The sequence below is a fragment of the Bacteroides cellulosilyticus genome (assembly GCF_020091405.1).
In the GTDB taxonomy this organism is placed as follows: Bacteria; Bacteroidota; Bacteroidia; order Bacteroidales; family Bacteroidaceae; genus Bacteroides.
The window spans coordinates 6,917,697-6,935,738 of the sequence record NZ_CP081903.1; the positions used below are offsets into that span (position 1 = coordinate 6,917,697).

The 18,042-nt window shown below is 40.9% G+C and carries 14 protein-coding genes and 1 tRNA gene; 6 read left to right on the forward strand and 9 right to left on the reverse strand.

Translation table 11 applies throughout. The features are described from left to right. Window positions 1-51: 51 nt before the first annotated feature. From K6V21_RS26575 to K6V21_RS26590, 4 genes are all read right to left on the reverse strand, one after another. Window positions 52-1,146, reverse strand: coding sequence for a hypothetical protein (locus K6V21_RS26575; protein WP_224320451.1), 1,095 nt, complete (start codon window positions 1,144-1,146; stop codon window positions 52-54). A gap of 182 nt (window positions 1,147-1,328) precedes the next feature. After that, window positions 1,329-2,222: a hypothetical protein gene (locus tag K6V21_RS26580; RefSeq protein ID WP_117987807.1), complete on the reverse strand. Its 894-nt coding sequence runs from the start codon at window positions 2,220-2,222 to the stop codon at window positions 1,329-1,331. A gap of 72 nt (window positions 2,223-2,294) precedes the next feature. After that, complete coding sequence (locus K6V21_RS26585) at window positions 2,295-3,563, reverse strand: site-specific integrase (protein WP_224320452.1); 1,269 nt, start codon at window positions 3,561-3,563, stop codon at window positions 2,295-2,297. Window positions 3,564-3,703: 140 nt separating this feature from the next. After that, window positions 3,704-3,776, reverse strand: a tRNA-Arg gene (locus K6V21_RS26590). A 204-nt stretch (window positions 3,777-3,980) separates the two neighbouring features. Between K6V21_RS26590 and asnA the strand changes: the two genes are divergently transcribed. Further along, window positions 3,981-5,018, forward strand: a complete 1,038-nt coding sequence (asnA, locus tag K6V21_RS26595) for an aspartate--ammonia ligase (RefSeq protein WP_224320453.1) — start codon at window positions 3,981-3,983, stop codon at window positions 5,016-5,018. 105 nt (window positions 5,019-5,123) lie between these two features. On the opposite strand, the gene ltrA is transcribed toward asnA, so the two are convergent. Next, a complete protein-coding gene (ltrA, locus tag K6V21_RS26600; protein ID WP_224320454.1) occupies window positions 5,124-6,530 on the reverse strand; it encodes a group II intron reverse transcriptase/maturase in 1,407 nt (468 codons plus the stop codon). A 557-nt stretch (window positions 6,531-7,087) separates the two neighbouring features. Here ltrA and K6V21_RS26605 point away from each other — a divergent pair. Further along, on the forward strand, window positions 7,088-7,750 hold the full coding sequence (locus K6V21_RS26605; protein ID WP_007218939.1) for a uracil-DNA glycosylase: 663 nt from the start codon (window positions 7,088-7,090) through the stop codon (window positions 7,748-7,750). Between the two features lie 136 nt (window positions 7,751-7,886). Here K6V21_RS26605 and K6V21_RS26610 read toward each other — a convergent pair whose 3' ends face one another. From K6V21_RS26610 to K6V21_RS26620, 3 genes are all read right to left on the reverse strand, one after another. Beyond that, window positions 7,887-10,670 carry a putative LPS assembly protein LptD gene (locus tag K6V21_RS26610; protein ID WP_224322103.1) on the reverse strand — a complete coding sequence of 928 codons (2,784 nt, stop codon included), beginning with the start codon at window positions 10,668-10,670 and terminating at the stop codon, window positions 7,887-7,889. A gap of 79 nt (window positions 10,671-10,749) precedes the next feature. After that, complete coding sequence (locus K6V21_RS26615) at window positions 10,750-11,286, reverse strand: HD domain-containing protein (RefSeq protein WP_007218937.1); 537 nt, start codon at window positions 11,284-11,286, stop codon at window positions 10,750-10,752. Beyond that, complete coding sequence (locus K6V21_RS26620; protein ID WP_224320455.1) at window positions 11,287-13,005, reverse strand: ArnT family glycosyltransferase; 1,719 nt, start codon at window positions 13,003-13,005, stop codon at window positions 11,287-11,289. An 86-nt stretch (window positions 13,006-13,091) separates the two neighbouring features. Between K6V21_RS26620 and K6V21_RS26625 the strand changes: the two genes are divergently transcribed. Both K6V21_RS26625 and K6V21_RS26630 read left to right on the forward strand, forming a co-directional pair. Continuing rightward, window positions 13,092-13,472 carry a GtrA family protein gene (locus tag K6V21_RS26625; protein ID WP_224320456.1) on the forward strand — a complete coding sequence of 127 codons (381 nt, stop codon included), beginning with the start codon at window positions 13,092-13,094 and terminating at the stop codon, window positions 13,470-13,472. 50 nt (window positions 13,473-13,522) lie between these two features. Further along, window positions 13,523-14,476 (forward strand): glycosyltransferase family 2 protein, encoded by a 954-nt coding sequence (locus tag K6V21_RS26630; protein WP_224320457.1) that lies wholly within the window; start codon window positions 13,523-13,525, stop codon window positions 14,474-14,476. Here K6V21_RS26630 and K6V21_RS26635 read toward each other — a convergent pair. Continuing rightward, window positions 14,473-15,435, reverse strand: coding sequence for a transporter (locus K6V21_RS26635; protein ID WP_224320458.1), 963 nt, complete (start codon window positions 15,433-15,435; stop codon window positions 14,473-14,475). The two genes, K6V21_RS26630 and K6V21_RS26635, sit on opposite strands and share 4 nt — an antisense overlap. Before the next feature lie 142 nt (window positions 15,436-15,577). Between K6V21_RS26635 and K6V21_RS26640 the strand changes: the two genes are divergently transcribed. Together K6V21_RS26640 and K6V21_RS26645 are read left to right on the forward strand one after the other, a co-directional pair. Beyond that, window positions 15,578-16,780, forward strand: a complete 1,203-nt coding sequence (locus K6V21_RS26640; protein WP_044266413.1) for an N-acetylmuramoyl-L-alanine amidase — start codon at window positions 15,578-15,580, stop codon at window positions 16,778-16,780. A gap of 18 nt (window positions 16,781-16,798) precedes the next feature. Next, complete coding sequence (locus K6V21_RS26645; protein ID WP_025726019.1) at window positions 16,799-17,692, forward strand: MlaD family protein; 894 nt, start codon at window positions 16,799-16,801, stop codon at window positions 17,690-17,692. Window positions 17,693-18,042: the final 350 nt, after the last annotated feature.

Sequence of the window (18,042 nt, forward strand, 5' to 3'; positions counted from 1 at the left end):
ATTGAGAGTAGAAGAGCCAACCTCTCACATTGGCTTTCTCTGGGGTATGGATTAAGCATTCAGAGCTTCTTGAAGCATCGCTTGGAAATCATCATCTTCCTTTACCTGCTTTAGTTTCTCGTCATTAAGCTCTAATTGCTTTAGTTTCTCCAAAGCCTCAAATGCTTGCTCCTCACCATGTACTTTGGCATAGCTGTTAAAGCCTTTAATGAAATAGCGTTTAGTAAGATATGGAACGCTGATATTGGCAGCCTTACATAGTGTTATGAAATCGTTACCTCTTTTGATGTCAACTATGGCATCTTTGGATAGCTTGTACTCTCCTCCTTTTAAGACCTTGTTTAGTGTCTTCTCTGGAATATTCTTCTTGGTGTAAATCAAACCTGCCGTCGTTGGGTTGAATCCTTGTTGGATTAATTCATCCATATTCTCAAAGAGTTTATCTTTAGAGGTCAGAGCGGCAACACCTACCTTAGCTTTCATATCCCAGTTGCCAATTCTATTGATTTCTTCCAGATAACCTCCCACATTCTCTCCCATATCTTTAATCTCTTTAACAAAGACATTAGGGATAACTATGTCACCGTTAACAGAATTAAGTTTAGCAAATGCAGTACTTCTATGTTGACCATCTAAGATTACAAAGTAGTCTTCTACCTCTTCTTCTGTTAGTGCTCTACTGTTTACATCTGTTATAGTATAGCCAGCTTTTATCAGTTCTTTGGCTTCTACAACGATGATAGGATAGGCATCTTCATATTTACCATTAGCAATAATGCCAATGAACTCATCTACCTTCTTAGAATCAATGGTTCTATTATGTTTCACAAAGGCAATCCTCTTGGAGACCTTCTCACCAGTCTTGGTTAATTGGAATGTTATAGGTTCATCATTAAGAGTGAGAGCAAGGGCTTCCTTTTTACTATCTTTCTTAACTTTAGCTTGCTTTAATCGCTCAATGATTTGTCTTTGGCAATTAATTACTGCTTCATCCTGCTTCCTATTAATCATATTCTTTAAATCCCTCTCAGCTTTAACCAGTTGTTGTTTCAAACTTGTAGTGCGCACAACCTTTCCTGATTTAGCGTTAGCTACTGAATCAATGTTTATTGTAGTCTCTCCTACTGTCTTAGTAATTGCTTCCATATATATTATTATTTAGAAGATTAATGATTTTAATTACTATAATCATCAATTTTGGTACCTTATCGTTTCTGATTACGGAGGCAAAAGTATTATGAATTTAGGAGGAAGGGAAGTAATTTAGGGTAAAGAGCTTTAGGGAAAGCTGATTATGCAGCTCTCCCTAAATATTAGTCGTCTGATTATTAAGACATTACATAAAAGTAATTTGAAGTACTTATAGGAGCATAGTCTGTACACTTCTTGATGGTATCTGCTACTTTCTTACCAACATCTACAGGCTCTCTAATATATTCAATTCCGTTCAAGGTTACTGTTCCAAATTGTTTAATCATAAACCAGTTTCTCTTAGTAATGGGAGTATGCAAATAACTTGTGTAAAACCATTCCTGCTCTGCGATGTTAGCAAGGTATAAGAATCTACCTATGAATGTCATTTTACTTGGCTTAACAGCAGTTATATGAGCATCCAGAAAGTATCTGAACAGCTCAACGAAGAATTTCATCTTACGAGTTCTGACCTTATCTTCTTCAGTTGTAGAACTCCAATATGGTACTATATCAAGTGAGTTATCAACAGAAAGCAGATGCTCTGCACAAAATTTCTTGAATAGATGTAATAAGATGGGATTGTCGGTTGATACCGTCTTCCCTTCTGTCTTTAATATTAATTGTGTATTATGAGGATTCTCATATTCAGTATGTAGTTCTCTCTTAATCTGCAAGGTATCATTAAGCATGTCATATAAATCCATTATGGTCTCACGAGTAGTTGGAGGAGACTTTATCTCATAGCTAAAGCAACTATTAGTGAAGTCTGTGGCAAAGAGGAATAGTAACCAGAACTTATCAGGATTGAGATTATAGATTGTAAGCGTCTTCTGGATTTCAAGATTTGAAATGAATTCCTCATACTTATCATTGTACTGTTCTTCAAGGATGGAGAACCTATTCTTAAATATGTCCGTAGCAGTAAGCTCTGCCAGTTCCAATGTATCATCGTCCATAAACTCATCTGGTCTACAATATCTTCTTGCAACGAAGGCAATGTATTCTAATTTATCTTCTGTTAATTCCATTAATCTAAGCATTTGGACAACAAAGATAGATAAATTATCCCCACTTGCATTACTACAAGCGGGGGTATCTGGTCATTTATCCCAAACATACTTCATAACCTTAGCATTAGCTTTGTTCTCCATCACGAAATCACGCTCAATATAAATGTCTGTTACTTTCATTGCATCGTCAACATGATTCAACGCTGCATGAACAGTGTATTTATCAATTCCAACCTTATTAAGTGCTATAGTAGCCCATGAATGGCGGGCAGCATAATATTCTAAATCGTCCACTTCCAACAACGCTCCAATCTCCTTTAAGCCATAATTGATTGCCTTGTTAAATCCCTTCTCGTCAACATAGTATTGATAGAAGTTGAATAGACGTTTGCCTGTCATATCCTTATACTTCTCAATGAGAGGCAGGATTAACTTAGGTATATCAACCTTCATTTGAGCTTTATCCAATCTACGGTCTTTCGTCTTGGTACGATTATAGATGATTGTATTGCCTTCCATCTCAGTGGCATTATAAAGGTCTGCTGAGTTCATACCCATAAGGCAGAATGAGAGTATGAAGCAATCTTTAGCTAGATTATAACGGCATGTAGCCTTATAACCTTTCTTCATATCCTTATAAGGTAGATTCCATACCTTCTTAATAATGTCTACCGGTATTGCTCGTTTACGTGTAGCTTCCTGCCTAGGAACTTCTACATGTTCAAATGGAGAGTTAGGTATAAGAATTATATTCTTATCATAATCATTATATTTCTTCTTAGCTTCATTGAAGAGATGTCTTATGCTTCCCAAATAGAGTGAAACTGTCCTATTGGAAGGTATTCGTTTACCCTGCTTCTGTAATTGAATCACCAATTCTTCTCTCTTAAGGTTGAGATATGCCTTGAAACCATTTAGGAGTTGAGAGGTAACTTCATCTGTCTTTAAATGTTCCTTACCTAAATAGTTCATAAAAGAATTAAGGGCAGACTGATAGTTCTTCCTTCCCTTAATACTTGTCGTCTCCAACCATTCCTTACAGAACTGAATGAAATCTATAGACCGTGTTCGCTCACGCTCTGACTTTAAGTAATCGAACACATCATCTAAAGTGCAAGCATTCACTTCCAACTGAAGTTTAGCACATATGCCTTGATAAGTACGGACAAGATTATCAACTTCCCGCTTAATAGGAGTTCCTTCCTTCAGCTTCAAGGACTTGGTTAAGTCCTTAGATGTTGCAAAGAGACTTGTAGACAATCTCTTAAACTTACGGTCTAGAGTAAACCTAAGCTTTACATTATAAGTTCCGTCACTCTTAACCTCACCTTTCTTGATTTCTTCTCTAATAGTCAGCATCTTAGCTCTTACTTAAATTAGGAAACTATTAGGAAACAAGTGTGGTATATTAGCGATATTAAAGCATAATTCTTCGTCTGAAGAGTAATGTGCCCAATAAAAAATCCTCGATAATCTATTGATTACCAAGGATTTCCAAGTGACCCCGGTGCGATTCAAACGCACGACCTTCAGAACCGGAATCTGACGCTCTATTCACTAAGCTACGGAGCCTTAAATGCGGGGACAAAAGTATAAAAAAATCGGGCATATTCCTAATGATTTGTCTTTTTTTACAGTAAAAGCCTATAAATAAGAATATTATTTTGAGAGCCACAACTGGTTAACAAGAAACAAATTGCTCATAAAATTAGCCAAATACGATGCAAATATAAATATTATACCTATATTTGCCGAACAAAAACATAGTACGCACTTATGAGTTATCTGATAAAACCAAAGGGTTATAAACCCTTGTTGGACTTAAAACAAACAGAATTAGGAATCAAACAGATCAAAGAGTTCTTCCAATTGAACCTTTCATCGGAATTACGTTTGCGTCGTGTCACAGCCCCGCTTTTCGTATTGAAAGGTATGGGTATTAATGACGATTTGAATGGCGTAGAACGTGCAGTATCATTTCCTATCAAAGATTTGGGAGATGCGCAAGCCGAAGTAGTACATTCTCTTGCCAAATGGAAGCGATTGACATTGGCAGACTATAATATTGAATCCGGATATGGTATTTATACGGACATGAATGCCATACGCTCAGACGAAGAGTTGGGAAATCTTCATTCTCTCTATGTAGACCAATGGGACTGGGAACGTGTCATCACTACCGAAGACCGGAACGTGAACTTCCTGAAAGAAATTGTGACCCGTATTTATGCAGCCATGATACGTACAGAATATATGGTGTATGAAATGTACCCTCAGATTAAGCCTTGTCTGCCTCAGAAGTTACATTTCATTCATGCGGAAGAGTTACGTCAACTTTATCCGGATCTGGAACCCAAATGTCGCGAACATGCCATTACGAAAAAATATGGTGCTGTATTCATTATCGGTATTGGCTGCAAACTAAGCGATGGAGAGAAACACGACGGACGCGCCCCGGACTATGATGACTATACCACAGAAGGGTTGAATGGTCTTCCGGGCTTGAATGGTGACCTTTTATTATGGGATAATGTATTGCAGCGCAGCATTGAGCTATCATCCATGGGTATCCGTGTAGATAAGGAAGCCCTGCAACGCCAGCTGAAACAAGAGGGAGAAGAAAAACGACTGGAACTCTATTTCCATAAACGTCTGATGAATGACACATTGCCCCTTTCTATAGGTGGTGGTATCGGGCAATCACGTCTTTGTATGTTCTATTTAAGAAAAGCTCATATCGGCGAAATTCAAGCCAGTATCTGGCCGGAAGATATGCGTGAGGAATGTAAGGAACACAATATTTACTTGATTTAATACTCAGATACAATCGAGTAGGAGGAAAACGGAGTAGTTTTCTTCCTACTTTCGTTTTCCGACCTCTCACACCACCACGCATGCCGTTCGGCACGTGGCGGTTCTTTATCTGCGATGCAATTTACTGTAATACTCCATCAAGGTAGGGTATCCCGATAGTTTCAATTTGTCATTGTTCATTGCAGAGGTAAGTATGCGACTACCGGCTACACTCCAATATCCCAATCGAGTATTGGCATGTTGCCAAGCATAAAACCTACTGATACCACACTTCTGCAAGTTTACAAACTTCGTTCTAATCTTCTTCCAACATTTCCAGATGCACATCCGTATTCTACGGCGAAGCCATTCGTCTATTCGTTTCAAATAACTCTGCATATCTGCTAACTGAAAGTAGTCTATCCACCCTCGTATAAACAGACGAAGTTCCACCTTGCGTTTATCATAGCCCATACCATTACTTCTTCCTGTCAACTCTTTCAACCGAGTTTTCAATTTAAGATAGCTTTTAGGATGGACAGATAGGCGACACTCTCCTTTATGAACATAAAATGAGTATCCCAAAAACTTCATTCCGCGAATATAACCAACGCTAGTCTTATCTACATTAACCTTTAAGAAAAGGTGCCTCTCAAGAAAAGTAGTTATACTCTCCTTTACACGTAACACAGAACGTTTACTCTTACAGAAAATCATGCAGTCATCAGCATAACGAACAAACTTGTGACCACGAGATGCCAACTCAATGTCCAATTCATGGAGCATGATGTTGCTCAGCAACGGACTCAAAGGACCACCTTGGACGGTGCCATGAGCACGGCTTTCGTAATGTCCACCCACCATTACACCAGAGATAAGGTATTTATGGATGAGGGAGATAACACGACCATCCTTCACTGTGCGAGACAAAATCTCTATCAGCTTGCTATGGTTGACCGTATCGAAGAACCTTTCCAAGTCCAAATCAACACAGTATCTGTAACCGTCACTGATATATGATTGGGCACGCTGCAAGGCCTGGTGAGCACTCCGTTTAGGCCGGAAACCAAAACTGTTGTCACTGAAGTGACGTTCGTAAAGTGGACTAAGCACCTGGCTGATGGATTGTTGAATAAGACGGTCAACAACGGTGGGAATACCTAATTGACGCTTCTTACCTCCATCTTTGGGAATTTCAACCCGGCGAACAGGATTGGGACGGTAGATACCGTCAAGCAAAGAGTTTATCAACTCATCCTTATGGAATTTAAGGTAAGGAAGTAAATCTTCCGTTTCCATCTTATCGACACCTCCACTGCCGCCATTGGACACAACCTGTTTGTAAGCACGGTTCATGTTCGCAGGTGACAAGATGCGCTCTAATAAATCATCTTTGGTAAATTGCACTTCCACGAGGTGGTTTTCAGTTATCCCAATAAAAGTCTGCACTCCGACATAGCTTTCGGATTCCGTCCTATCCTTCTGCCGGTAGTTATCACTCAATGTTGATATTTTCTGCATTCGTTCCTTCATCGGGTAACATTCATTGACTACTCGCTTAAATAAAGTTCAGACCTTCCCCGACTGTCGATTTTTTTTCCGGGTACTATGTCTTCTGCTGACTTCTCACAACAAGCTTTACTCCGTGCCTCTGAAAAAAAAATACATCCGCACGTCTGTGAGACCTCCCCAGTTAAGAATATATTCTTTCCATCTTATACCTGCCGGATTTACTTTGGATGTTTCCGGATAGTTATCGGGCTTTGTCTTGCATTGCAGACTTACCCACATCCTTTAGCCTTTTATCCGGTTTCTGTTCGTCAGGCCAGATGTTTGCCGAGACCTTCCTTTGGATTCCACCTCACGATGGACACCCTTGGCGTTGGCTAAACACTTCCCACTATCAGGGTGTGTAAGGGACTTGCACCCATTAGAATATATCCATGCTGGGCGAACAATAGAAAAGGCAGAGATTTTATGATTTCTGCCTTTTCTGTTTATCTCTGTTCGAAGAAATAAAAAGAATGCTCTATTACAGGAATCAGATTAAAATTGTATCTTAGCATCCGAAACTTTTAACACACAAAATTATGAACGTTCAAATAGAAGAAAGTTGGAAAGCACGTTTGGAACCGGAATTTGAAAAAGATTATTTTCATACACTAACGGATTTTGTACGGGAAGAATACAGTCATTATCCGATATACCCTCCGGGAAAGCTCATATTCAACGCTTTCAATCTTTGCCCATTCGATAAGGTGAAAGTAGTTATCATCGGTCAGGACCCTTACCACGGTCCCGGACAAGCTCATGGTTTATGCTTTTCTGTGAACGACGGAGTTCGTTTCCCTCCTTCATTGATTAATATATTCAAAGAAATAAAAGATGATATTGGTACAGATGCTCCCACCACTGGAAATCTGACCCGCTGGGCCGAGCAAGGCGTCCTGCTCCTGAATGCAACCTTAACTGTCCGTGCCCATCAGGCAGGTTCTCATCAGAACCGCGGCTGGGAGACTTTTACGGACGCCGCCATACGTGTCCTTGCCGAACAGCGTGAACACCTCGTATTCATCCTCTGGGGATCTTATGCACAGCGTAAGGGTGCATTCATCGACCGGAGCAAGCATCTTGTTCTGACTTCTGCACATCCCTCTCCCCTATCTGCCTACAATGGCTTCTTTGGAAATAAGCATTTTAGCAGAGCGAATGCCTATTTGAAAGAACATGGAGAACAAGAAATAGCGTGGTAAAAAGCAATTCCTAATCAGAAAAAAAGATATCCCCTTCTACACTGAAGCATTCCGATAAATAAATCGTTTCAACAGTATAGAAGGGGATATTTTTTATGAAAAAGCAAATGCAGTGAAAGGAATATCAAATGGATTCTTAATACCATTTAATATTAGTCTGTGTCTGACTCTTCTTATCATATTTCAAATCTTGCAGAATACTGGCATTGGCACGGATAACGAAGCTATAGTACTTCCATGTACCAAATGGAGAAAGACTGGCAGACATGCTGAAACAGTGCAAGTCACGCGTTATATTGAAAGAAGTCTGTACTATCTTTTTAGCATTAAAGTCATAACCGGAGTTGAAGCTGACTGCCCACTTATTGGAAATCTTAACATTACCATTAATATTAAGCGCATTCAGACTAAACTTATACGGATAACGCATGCTCTCTCTGTTGATTGGTCTGGAGGTATCTTCTGTTATATTAAAACCTGTACTTAGATTTATAGACCAAGGCATTTTGAAAACCTGATAACCGTCATCATCTACAGCAGCTTTTTCCTTCTTCCGCTTGGTAGGCGTATTACTTGTTCCCGCATCATCAGTTTCGTCACTTTCACTGTCCGCATCAGTCTGTTCGTTTCCTTTTCCATCATCTTCACTCTTCTCTCCGGTAAAGAATGCTTTCCACTTCTTCCATGTATCGTTATTAAGCGTGTAACTGAAAGAGTTCCCATAGCCCTGGAAACGTCCAAAACGTCCGTAAGACCACTCTGTGCGGTCACTCGTTACAACCCTACCGTTTTTATCAAAGGCATAAGCATAAGTAGCAAAGACTGAACTCATACTGAAGGTATAGTTCTTACTCAATTTCAAACGCAAATTTAATGTCAGGTTACTCCATGGACGCACCTTAGCAGCCGTATTATAAGAAATACTCGCACCCAACTCATCAATCAGACTGACCTTGCGTATTGAGTCATTCTTATCCTTATATTTCATTTCCAAGTTATTGGATATCTGGAATGAAATATTTCCAGATCTTCCTTGTCCAGGCACTCCGAACATTTGTCCGGCATATGGAGAATAAGTGATCGTATCTTGTGTTCCATCAGCATTGGGTTTAATATAAGTATCATAGTAACCATAGCGGGAAGAACCAAAGTCAGGAGCTGCACTGATACTGACAGAAGGAGTTATGACATGTCGAATCTGTATTTCCTTTTTCTTCATAAACAAAGGTTTATACATACCATAAATCTTTGTATTAACACCCAGACTGGCACTATAGTTATATACTCGATGGAAACCATAAATAGTATCAGTTTCTACTTCCCGCCCACTGGTACCTATATTCGGATCCCAGTCTTTCATCACCTTACGTGTATACCAACGCTCCGTATAACTCACCGATGGAGTTACATTGAAGTACTTGAACAATGTAAACGTAGCACTGATAGGTATTTCATGTTTCATTCCGTTCTTCCAGTCCTTCACCAGATTGGATTTGAACAGAAGATCATCTTTCGTAGTAATACTGTTAGAAAGGCGGCCACTATAGCGGAGAGAAATCTTCTCATACCACTTCTCATTACCTACTGCATTTTTCCGTTTGAAAGGAAAAATAGTACTCAAAGTAATATTCAAATCCGGTAAAGTTACGGCAATCGAAGAATCCTTCATACTCTGCGCAATATTACCGGTAGCAGCAATAGAAAGTTTCTGATCGGGGAAGTTACGTGAGTAGCTGATACTGGATGTTTTGGTATTCTGCGTCATAGCCTGCGCATTGTACATATTACCGATATTAGTACGCTCGTAGCTACTGGACGAGAAGTTCACACTGGCCGAGAATGACGAATTCGGACTGGCCTTGGGATCCTGGCGATGTGACCAAACAACTTTGAAGTCTTTTGCTACTGCATAGTCATCCAGGCCTTTATCACCGGTTTTAGTCACCTGATAGCTGGCCTGAAACAGACCGGAGAATTTATAACGAACATTATAATTGGTCTCCGCATTCAAAGCCCAGGAGCCTTTAGTAAAGATATCACCGCGCAGTTTCAAATCCATCTTGTCGCTGATAGCGAAATAGTAACCGCCATCCGTCAAACCAAATCCACGGGTAGAGTCATCCATATAACTTGGCATGATGAAACCTGATGAATAACTACTGGAGAAAGGAAAGAAGAAAAACGGTACGGCAAGAGGTAGCGGGACATCCTCAATAACCAGATAAGCAGGCCCCGTCACTACATTTTTCTTGGGGCGTACTTTGGCATAGGTCATCTGCATGTAGAAGTGAGGATGATCGTGATTATCACAGGTAGTATAACGGCCGCTCTTCATGTACAGCTCATCGTTCATACCCTTCTTAGCATTATTACCGGTCACATATCCTTCACCTTGCTGACTGACTACATTACTAATCAAGCCCTTTTTACTCTTAAAATTATACCGAATCGTATTCGTCTCATAAGGTGTATCCCCATCTTTGAAGACTGGTCTCCCCTGTATGACTTTTAATGAGTCTTCCACACCATGGGCAAAAACCGTACTACTGTCCATATTCATAGTAATCACCTCGGCAGCCAACTCTATCTTCTGATAGTTCACCTTCCCATCTCCATATAAATTGGCAATACCATTCTGAGTGAACACAATAGAGTCAGTAGCTTCATAAATCACCGGAGCATCCAAAGGTTGCTTTTTCTTACCGGCAGGCTGCAATTGTATCGTATCGTTTTGCAGGGTATCCCCCTTCAATAAAGTGTCTCCTCTTTGTACACCTTCTATATTAAAGGTGTCTGTCCGCTCGGTTCCTGTGGGAACAGTTCTTCCACGCCGACGTTGCGAAAAAGCCTCGCCGGAGAGCAGGAGTAAGACAAGTAGTAGTATGAATGATATGAATGTATTTGCTTTCAATGGCGTAATCAACTTATAGTTTCCGCTTGAAGGGACAAAAGTACGTAAATTATACGGATAATCTCCCTTTTTAAAGAAATTTAGATTGCTACAAGAACTGTTCGCACCAGCGATCAAAACGTTTCAGACCTGCATTACCGAAATTTGAAAGACTTTTTCGGGCTTTCTCCACTGTTTTTTCCCGCTCCAGATGAGTCTTGGAATAAAACTTATCGGCAAAACAAACGACTTGCTCTTCCAGGCTAACCGGGAGCATATCCCGATGAGGTACTGGCAGGTTTTGCGAAATAATATCATCCAGAGATAGTCCTGCGCCCGTATGCCTTTCACATACCAACGCATGCCGGGGATATCCTTCCTGACGCATCAGATCTGCCCCTAAATAGCCATGACAGATATAGGGCTGATCGCCAAAACAGAAGATTCCCGGAGCATTAGTCAGAAAGATTCCGATATCATGCAGCATGCCGGCTTCATATAAAAAGTCTTTATCCAACTGAAGCTCCGGATGGTGATCAGCAATTGAAAGAGCCTTCTCGGCCACCAAACGACTATGCACCAACAAGATGTGTTTCCGTTCATTATCCTCCGGATAATATTTATCGATGATTGTAACGGGTGACATTTATTTCTTTTTAAACTTATACATATAAATCTCATCACGCAAATCGCAACTGCGCTTCTTCGTAAGGAAAATCTCTTCAAAGTCGTATGTATTTCCAAATTCTTCAAACAACAGTTCTTTTCCTCTCTCCGGCAAAACAACATATCCCTCACCGGACGGCAAATCCTTCTCAAAATGACGCATCTGATCATTCATATAGAAATTTGCACAATAGAAGCTCATGCCATCATATGAGTAGACCGTTCCCTGCGGCACATATTCCCTGATTTGGTTAACCAGGTGCTTGTCCGATTTAACTGCCAACACCGTAGGTTGATAGACCCCATCCAGAGAAACGAAAAGACAAAGCATACATCCGGCGATACTATATAATAAGGAGTAAGCGCCGGCCCGCTTCGCTACTCCCATCCATGTGCAGACGGCCGCTATCAAAGGAAGCACCACCAGACACCATTTAGGAATAGACAGAGAAACCGATTCCAAAGCATGCATAAAAGATACATTTTCAGCAGCATGACGACCGGTTCCAAAAAGACTATCCGGTATCAGCCCTAAACGTACCACTATGAAAGTAACCGTAAGTATCAAACACAGAGACGCAAATATATGTGCAGAGATTTTAAATACTTTTGCCCCACGCTGCACCAAAGCTAATAAATATTCAGCTATCAGCACTGCCATAAATGGATAGATGGGAAGCAGATAAACGCTACGTTTACTCTTGGGGATGCAATAGAATATGAAAATAAAGAGAATTACCACCCATGTGAACAATTGCAAGGGCGACTGTGAACGGAATTTTTTCCAGGCTTTCCCAATACGTTCGCCGAAAGATATCCCCTCAGGTAACACACGCATGTTTTTCCATTTCAGTCCAAAGAGAGATATCAGCAATACCAAAGTCCAGGGTATCCAGCCCCAGATAACAGTTAGGAAATTATACCATATCGGATTCTCATGTGATCCGTAGGACATCTTTCCCATGAAGCGACCGGTATTCTCTTCCAACATTAAATCGACAAAAGACTGTCCGCCTTGTGCATAAGCTGCGCCCGCCCAGGCTGCATAAGGAATCAAAGAAAGGATTCCTACAGGCAATAACAAGAAGAATGTCTTCCAGAAAGAACGTCCACGCAACAACTGGTAAATACCGATACAGACACATGGGAATATAGAACCTACCGGTCCTTTGGTCAATGTGGCACAGCCCATCAGTAAAACAGCCAGCCAGGGAATGCCGCGGCACTCCTTCTCATCCCAACGAAACAGTAAACACAATGAAATAACAATAAACGACACCTGCAACATATCTACACGGCAAGCTACCGCTGCCCGATGTACTTCAAAAGAAGACAGAAGAAGGATAGAAGCCAGAAAAGCTGTTTTTACACCCTTACGTTTTGCTATAAAAGAGAAGAACACCAACTGCATAGCCAGGAATGCAATAGCAGACGGCAGGCGGGATGAATACTCTGACACTCCTCCAAAAAGAGAAGAGATGGCAGCAATGGCCCAGTAGAGGAAAGGAGGCTTATAAGCTATATCGGTACCATAATTCACCGGAAGTATCCAGTTACCACTCTCTAACATAGAAAAGGCAACAATGGCCTCACGTGGTTCACCTTTAGAATAAAAAATGGTTTCCCCCAGAAAAGGGAGTATCACAAGCATACTGAGTAGCGCTATAAACCAGAACGCTTTCTTCCTATCATCTGACATATATTTCTGTTTTTAGTGATTTCTGTGCGCAAAAGTACGAATTATTCTGCAACAATCCCTAACTTTGCCTTCTCAATTCTATGAATATGAAGAGACAGAAAAAACTGCCGGAATTTATTCGTTTCATTATGGTAGGTGTCTTTGCCACCGCTCTGCACTATGGTTTATATTTTATATTCCAGCGATTCATCAATGTAAATATAGCCTACAGCATAGGCTACATACTCAGCTTTATTGCTAATTTTTATCTGACAGCCCTTTTTACCTTCGGAAAGAAGCCATCCTGGAAGAAAGCTTTTGGCTTCGGGGGAGCCCATCTGATCAACTATATCCTGCATATAAGTTTACTGAATCTGTTCCTTTGGTTAGGCTTTTCCAAACCCTTCGCCCCCATACCGGTATTTACCATCGCTATCCCGGTAAACTTCCTGCTAGTGAGATTTGTTTTCAAATACAAAGAAAGATAATTTGTTTTTCTCCCGATTTCTTACGAATATTGCAAAAAGAATAATTGATTATGGAAAAATCTCCAGTACTCGCTATCGTAGTACCTTGCTACAAAGAAGAAGCTGTATTACACGAAACACATAAAAGACTCAGTCTCCTATTGGATAAACTGATAGCAGAACGACACATTTCTCAGGATAGTTATATCTTATATGTAAATGATGGCAGTACAGATCAGACTTGGCCTATCATCAAGGATTTACACCAAAATACCCCCTATGCCTGTGGGCTGAATCTAGCCGGAAATGTGGGACACCAAAATGCACTCATGGCCGGACTGAATGCCGTCAAAGAACGATGTGATGTTGCCATTTCCATAGATGCCGACTTGCAAGATGATGTCAACGCCATTCCCGAAATGCTCGAACGCTACCGGGAGGGATGTGACATTGTTTATGGTGTACGCCGGGAACGTAAAACCGACACTTTCTTCAAACGTACCACTGCCCTCGCTTTCTACAAGTTGATGAAAATAATGGGAGTAAAGTCGGTTTATAACCATGCGGATTATCGCTTGATGAGTTGCCGTGCTATCCAACAACTTTGCCGTTTTCGCGAGCGCAATCTCTATCTGCGCGGACTGGTGCCTCTCATCGGTTACCAAACCGCCTGTGTTTACTATAATCGCGACAAGCGTTTTGCCGGAGAATCGAAATATCCATTCAAGAAGATGTTGAACTTTGCCATCGACGGAATCACATCTTTCTCAGTCAAACCTGTGCGCATGGTTTTCTGGCTGGGCTGTATTTTTATACTGATAGCCGTATGCGTCACCATCTGGACGCTACGCGCTTACTATTTCCACGACACTGTGCCCGGATGGTCATCTCTGATGATTTCCCTCTGGCTGGTAGGTGGTACAATATTGGTATCCCTGGGAATTGTAGGCGAATATATCGGTAAAATCTACATTGAAGTAAAGGACAGGCCAAGATATAACGAGGAAGAATTGCTGTTGCGTTAATGTTGCGCTTCTTCCCTCTTTCTTTTTTTCCATAGCTGCCAGCTATTGATCAGATTCTGCCATAAGACATAAGATCCCGGTCCCACGGAGGAAAGTGGATTCAGATAAGTATATGCCATCCAGATAGCAAGAACCGTATTTTTCTGTCCCAGTGCCTGCCCGCCACTGATACGGTCATTATAACGTCCACCTATATTCTTACCCAAAAAGAATTGCAGGCAACAAGCCACTAATCCGGCAAAGGCTATCAATATTTCCACCGAAACCGGTGCATCACTGATTACCAGGGAACGAACTGTTTGTCCGGATACAATAGCAAGCGCTACGCCCCACAAATAAAAAGCAAGATCATGGAAACCCAATAAAAAATGGTGTACACGGGGCATAAACACTCTCAGAAACCACGCCAGGAAGAAAGGGAACAACAACAACGGGAACACTTTACTCAGGATTTTCAAGAAAGCGGCAAAGAAAGTCATGTCAGCATGAGGCTCCACTAACGGAAAAACCAAAGGAACCGCTACTGCCGCCAGCAAATTAGACAATAAGGTATAAGTAGTCAACGTAGATGCACTGCCTCCCAACTTGCCAGTGATGACAGCCGCTGCAGTAGCAGTTGGACAAATCACACAAACCATCGCCCCCTCAAATACTTCCCGATATATTTCATCCATCGGACAGCATACCAGCAAAGCGGCAATCGCCAGACATGAAATTGTCTGAAACAGCAGCAACCAGCCATGCCATGCTTTAGGTTTCAGTTCATTCAGTTTTTCTACTTTACAAAAAGTAAGCAACAGTTGGACAAAGATCAGCAGCGGAGTAATATACGCAATCAAATCACTAATATATGGTTTGGTAGGCGCCAAGAAAGGGACATTTGCAAGGATAAAGTATCCCAAAGTACCTGAAAGCATCGCCAGTGGCAATGTCCAGTTCTTAAGAAAACGAACTAACATACCTTTTTTCTATTTAATTTGCGGGTGCAAAGTTAGTCTGTTTTAAAGAAATCTCTCACAAATCCCGGGGAAAAGTAACAAAACTTCATGTAAAACGTGAGTTTTCTATAAATTTCCACTACATTTGCAACGACTTTTGGGTATGAAACTATATAAACGACACATATTATATATCTGTATTTGCTTCGGGCTGTTCATCTCTCCTTTTTGCACTACCAGCATCGAAGCAAAAGACTTCGTTGTCGTTATTGACGCCGGACATGGCGGTCATGACCCCGGTGCTTTAGGCCGAATCTCCAAAGAAAAGACTATCAACCTGAATGTTGCCCTCAAATTAGGCAAACAGATAAAAAGGAATTGCCCTGATGTAAAAGTGGTATATACCCGTGAAAGAGATGTATTTATCCCACTTGACAGACGCGCGGAAATAGCCAATAATGCTAAAGCAGATTTATTCATTTCCATTCATACCAATTCCGTAGCGGGCGGTAAAACAGTCAAAGGAGCCTCTACATGGACGCTCGGTTTAGCCAAGTCGGATGCCAACTTAGAAGTCGCTAAACGGGAGAACTCCGTAATTTTATACGAAAGTGATTACAAGACGCGGTACGCAGGATTCAATCCAAACTCAGCCGAATCTTATATCATCTTTGAATTCATGCAAGATAAATACATGTCTCAGAGCGTACACCTTGCCTCATTGGTACAGAAAGAATTCCGCCATACCTGTAAGCGTGCAGACCGTGGTGTACACCAGGCAGGGTTCCTTGTATTGAAAGCGAGTGCCATGCCCAGCATCCTGGTAGAACTCGGTTTCATATCCAATCCGGAAGAAGAACGTTATCTCAATTCGGAAGCGGGAACCACCACACTTGCCAACGGAATATTCCGTGCTTTCCTGTCTTATAAACGTGAACATGAAATACGGATGACAGGAAGCAGCCGCACCCTACTACCGGAGGATACGGATGCCGGCAGGGTAGAAGAAGAGATACCTGCCCCCCCCGTTTCCAATAACACCGAAACCAAACAAAATACAGAAAAAGTAGCTGACAGGCAAACCGATAGTGCTGCTCCAGTGTTTAAAATACAGATACTTACTTCTTCCCGTCCGCTTGCCGCCAATGACAAACGACTAAAAGGGCTGAAAGGTGTAGAGTATTATCAGGAAGGCGGACTTTGTAAATATACATACGGTGCATCGACCGATTATAATAAGGTATTACGAACTAAACGGGAGATAGCACCAAAATTCAAAGACGCATTTATCATTGCTTTCAAAAACGGAAAGAAGACAAGCGTCAGCGTTGCTATCGAAGAATTTAAAAAGAAAAGAAATAAATAATAAGACTATAACATCATGATGAAGTATCTTACTAAAGAAGTTAGAATAGGAATTGCGGGCATTATTGCTCTCTGCATATTGGTATATGGTATTAACTACCTGAAAGGCATTCATATGTTTAAGCCTACCAACTATTTCTACGTCAAGTTCCATAACATTAATGGACTGACCAAATCAAGTCCGGTCTTTGCTGATGGCTTTCGCGTAGGTATTGTACGCGACCTTTATTATGACTACAATGAACCGGGAAAAGTGGTAGCGGAAATAGATGTAGACCCGGAACTGCGTATTCCTAAAGGCAGTACCGCCGAATTAGCCTCCGAACTGATGGGTGGTGTAAAAATGAACTTGCTACTTGCCAATAATCCACGCGAAAAGTATCTGACAGGTGATACCCTACAAGGTAACGTCAACAATGGTGTAATGGACCAGGTAGCCACCATCATGCCTCAAGTAGAAAAGATGCTTCCCAAACTGGATTCCATCCTTGCTTCACTGAACACAATCCTTGGAGACCCGGCAATTCCCGGTACATTGCACAGCGTGCAAAACACAATGGCTAGCATGGAAGTCACCAGCCGACAGCTACAGGCCATTATGAGTAAAGATATTCCTCAGCTTACTAAAAAGCTGAATACTATAGGAGATAATTTCGTCACTGTCAGTGACAACCTGAAAGAGATAGATTACGCAGCCGCATTTGCCAGAATAGATTCGACTTTAGCAAATGCAAAAATGATTACAGACCAATTAGGCAGGAAAGACAATACAATCGGTTTATTACTGAACGATCCGTCACTTTACAATAATTTGAATGCTACAACAGCCAATGCTGCCAGCCTTCTTGAAGATCTAAAATCACATCCGAAAAGGTATGTTCATTTCTCCCTGTTCGGCAAAAAAGATAAGTAGGGAAAATCTCTTTAAATAGAATAAGTCTAAATAATAGGAGCAAACAGAATTGGAAGAAAAAGCCTCAGTAAGTCCATGTAGAAACTAAAGTATTCCCATCTGTCAGATTATTTAAAAAGTTAAAAACCTTATTCTTTTCTAATATATCATCCTAGAAGTCAGATACTTATAAAAATGCAATAGCCTCCCTGTGGGGCTATTTGCATGAAGCAAGATAAGTAGTTGAAAGTAAAGAGATTATTGTTTTTAGATAAAAAGCAAGAAAAAACACATTTGTTTTTCTCAAATAAGATTGCGAATTTTGCATGCGTAGAAGTTTTGCTTAATTAATAAATGTATTTAAAGCCGTT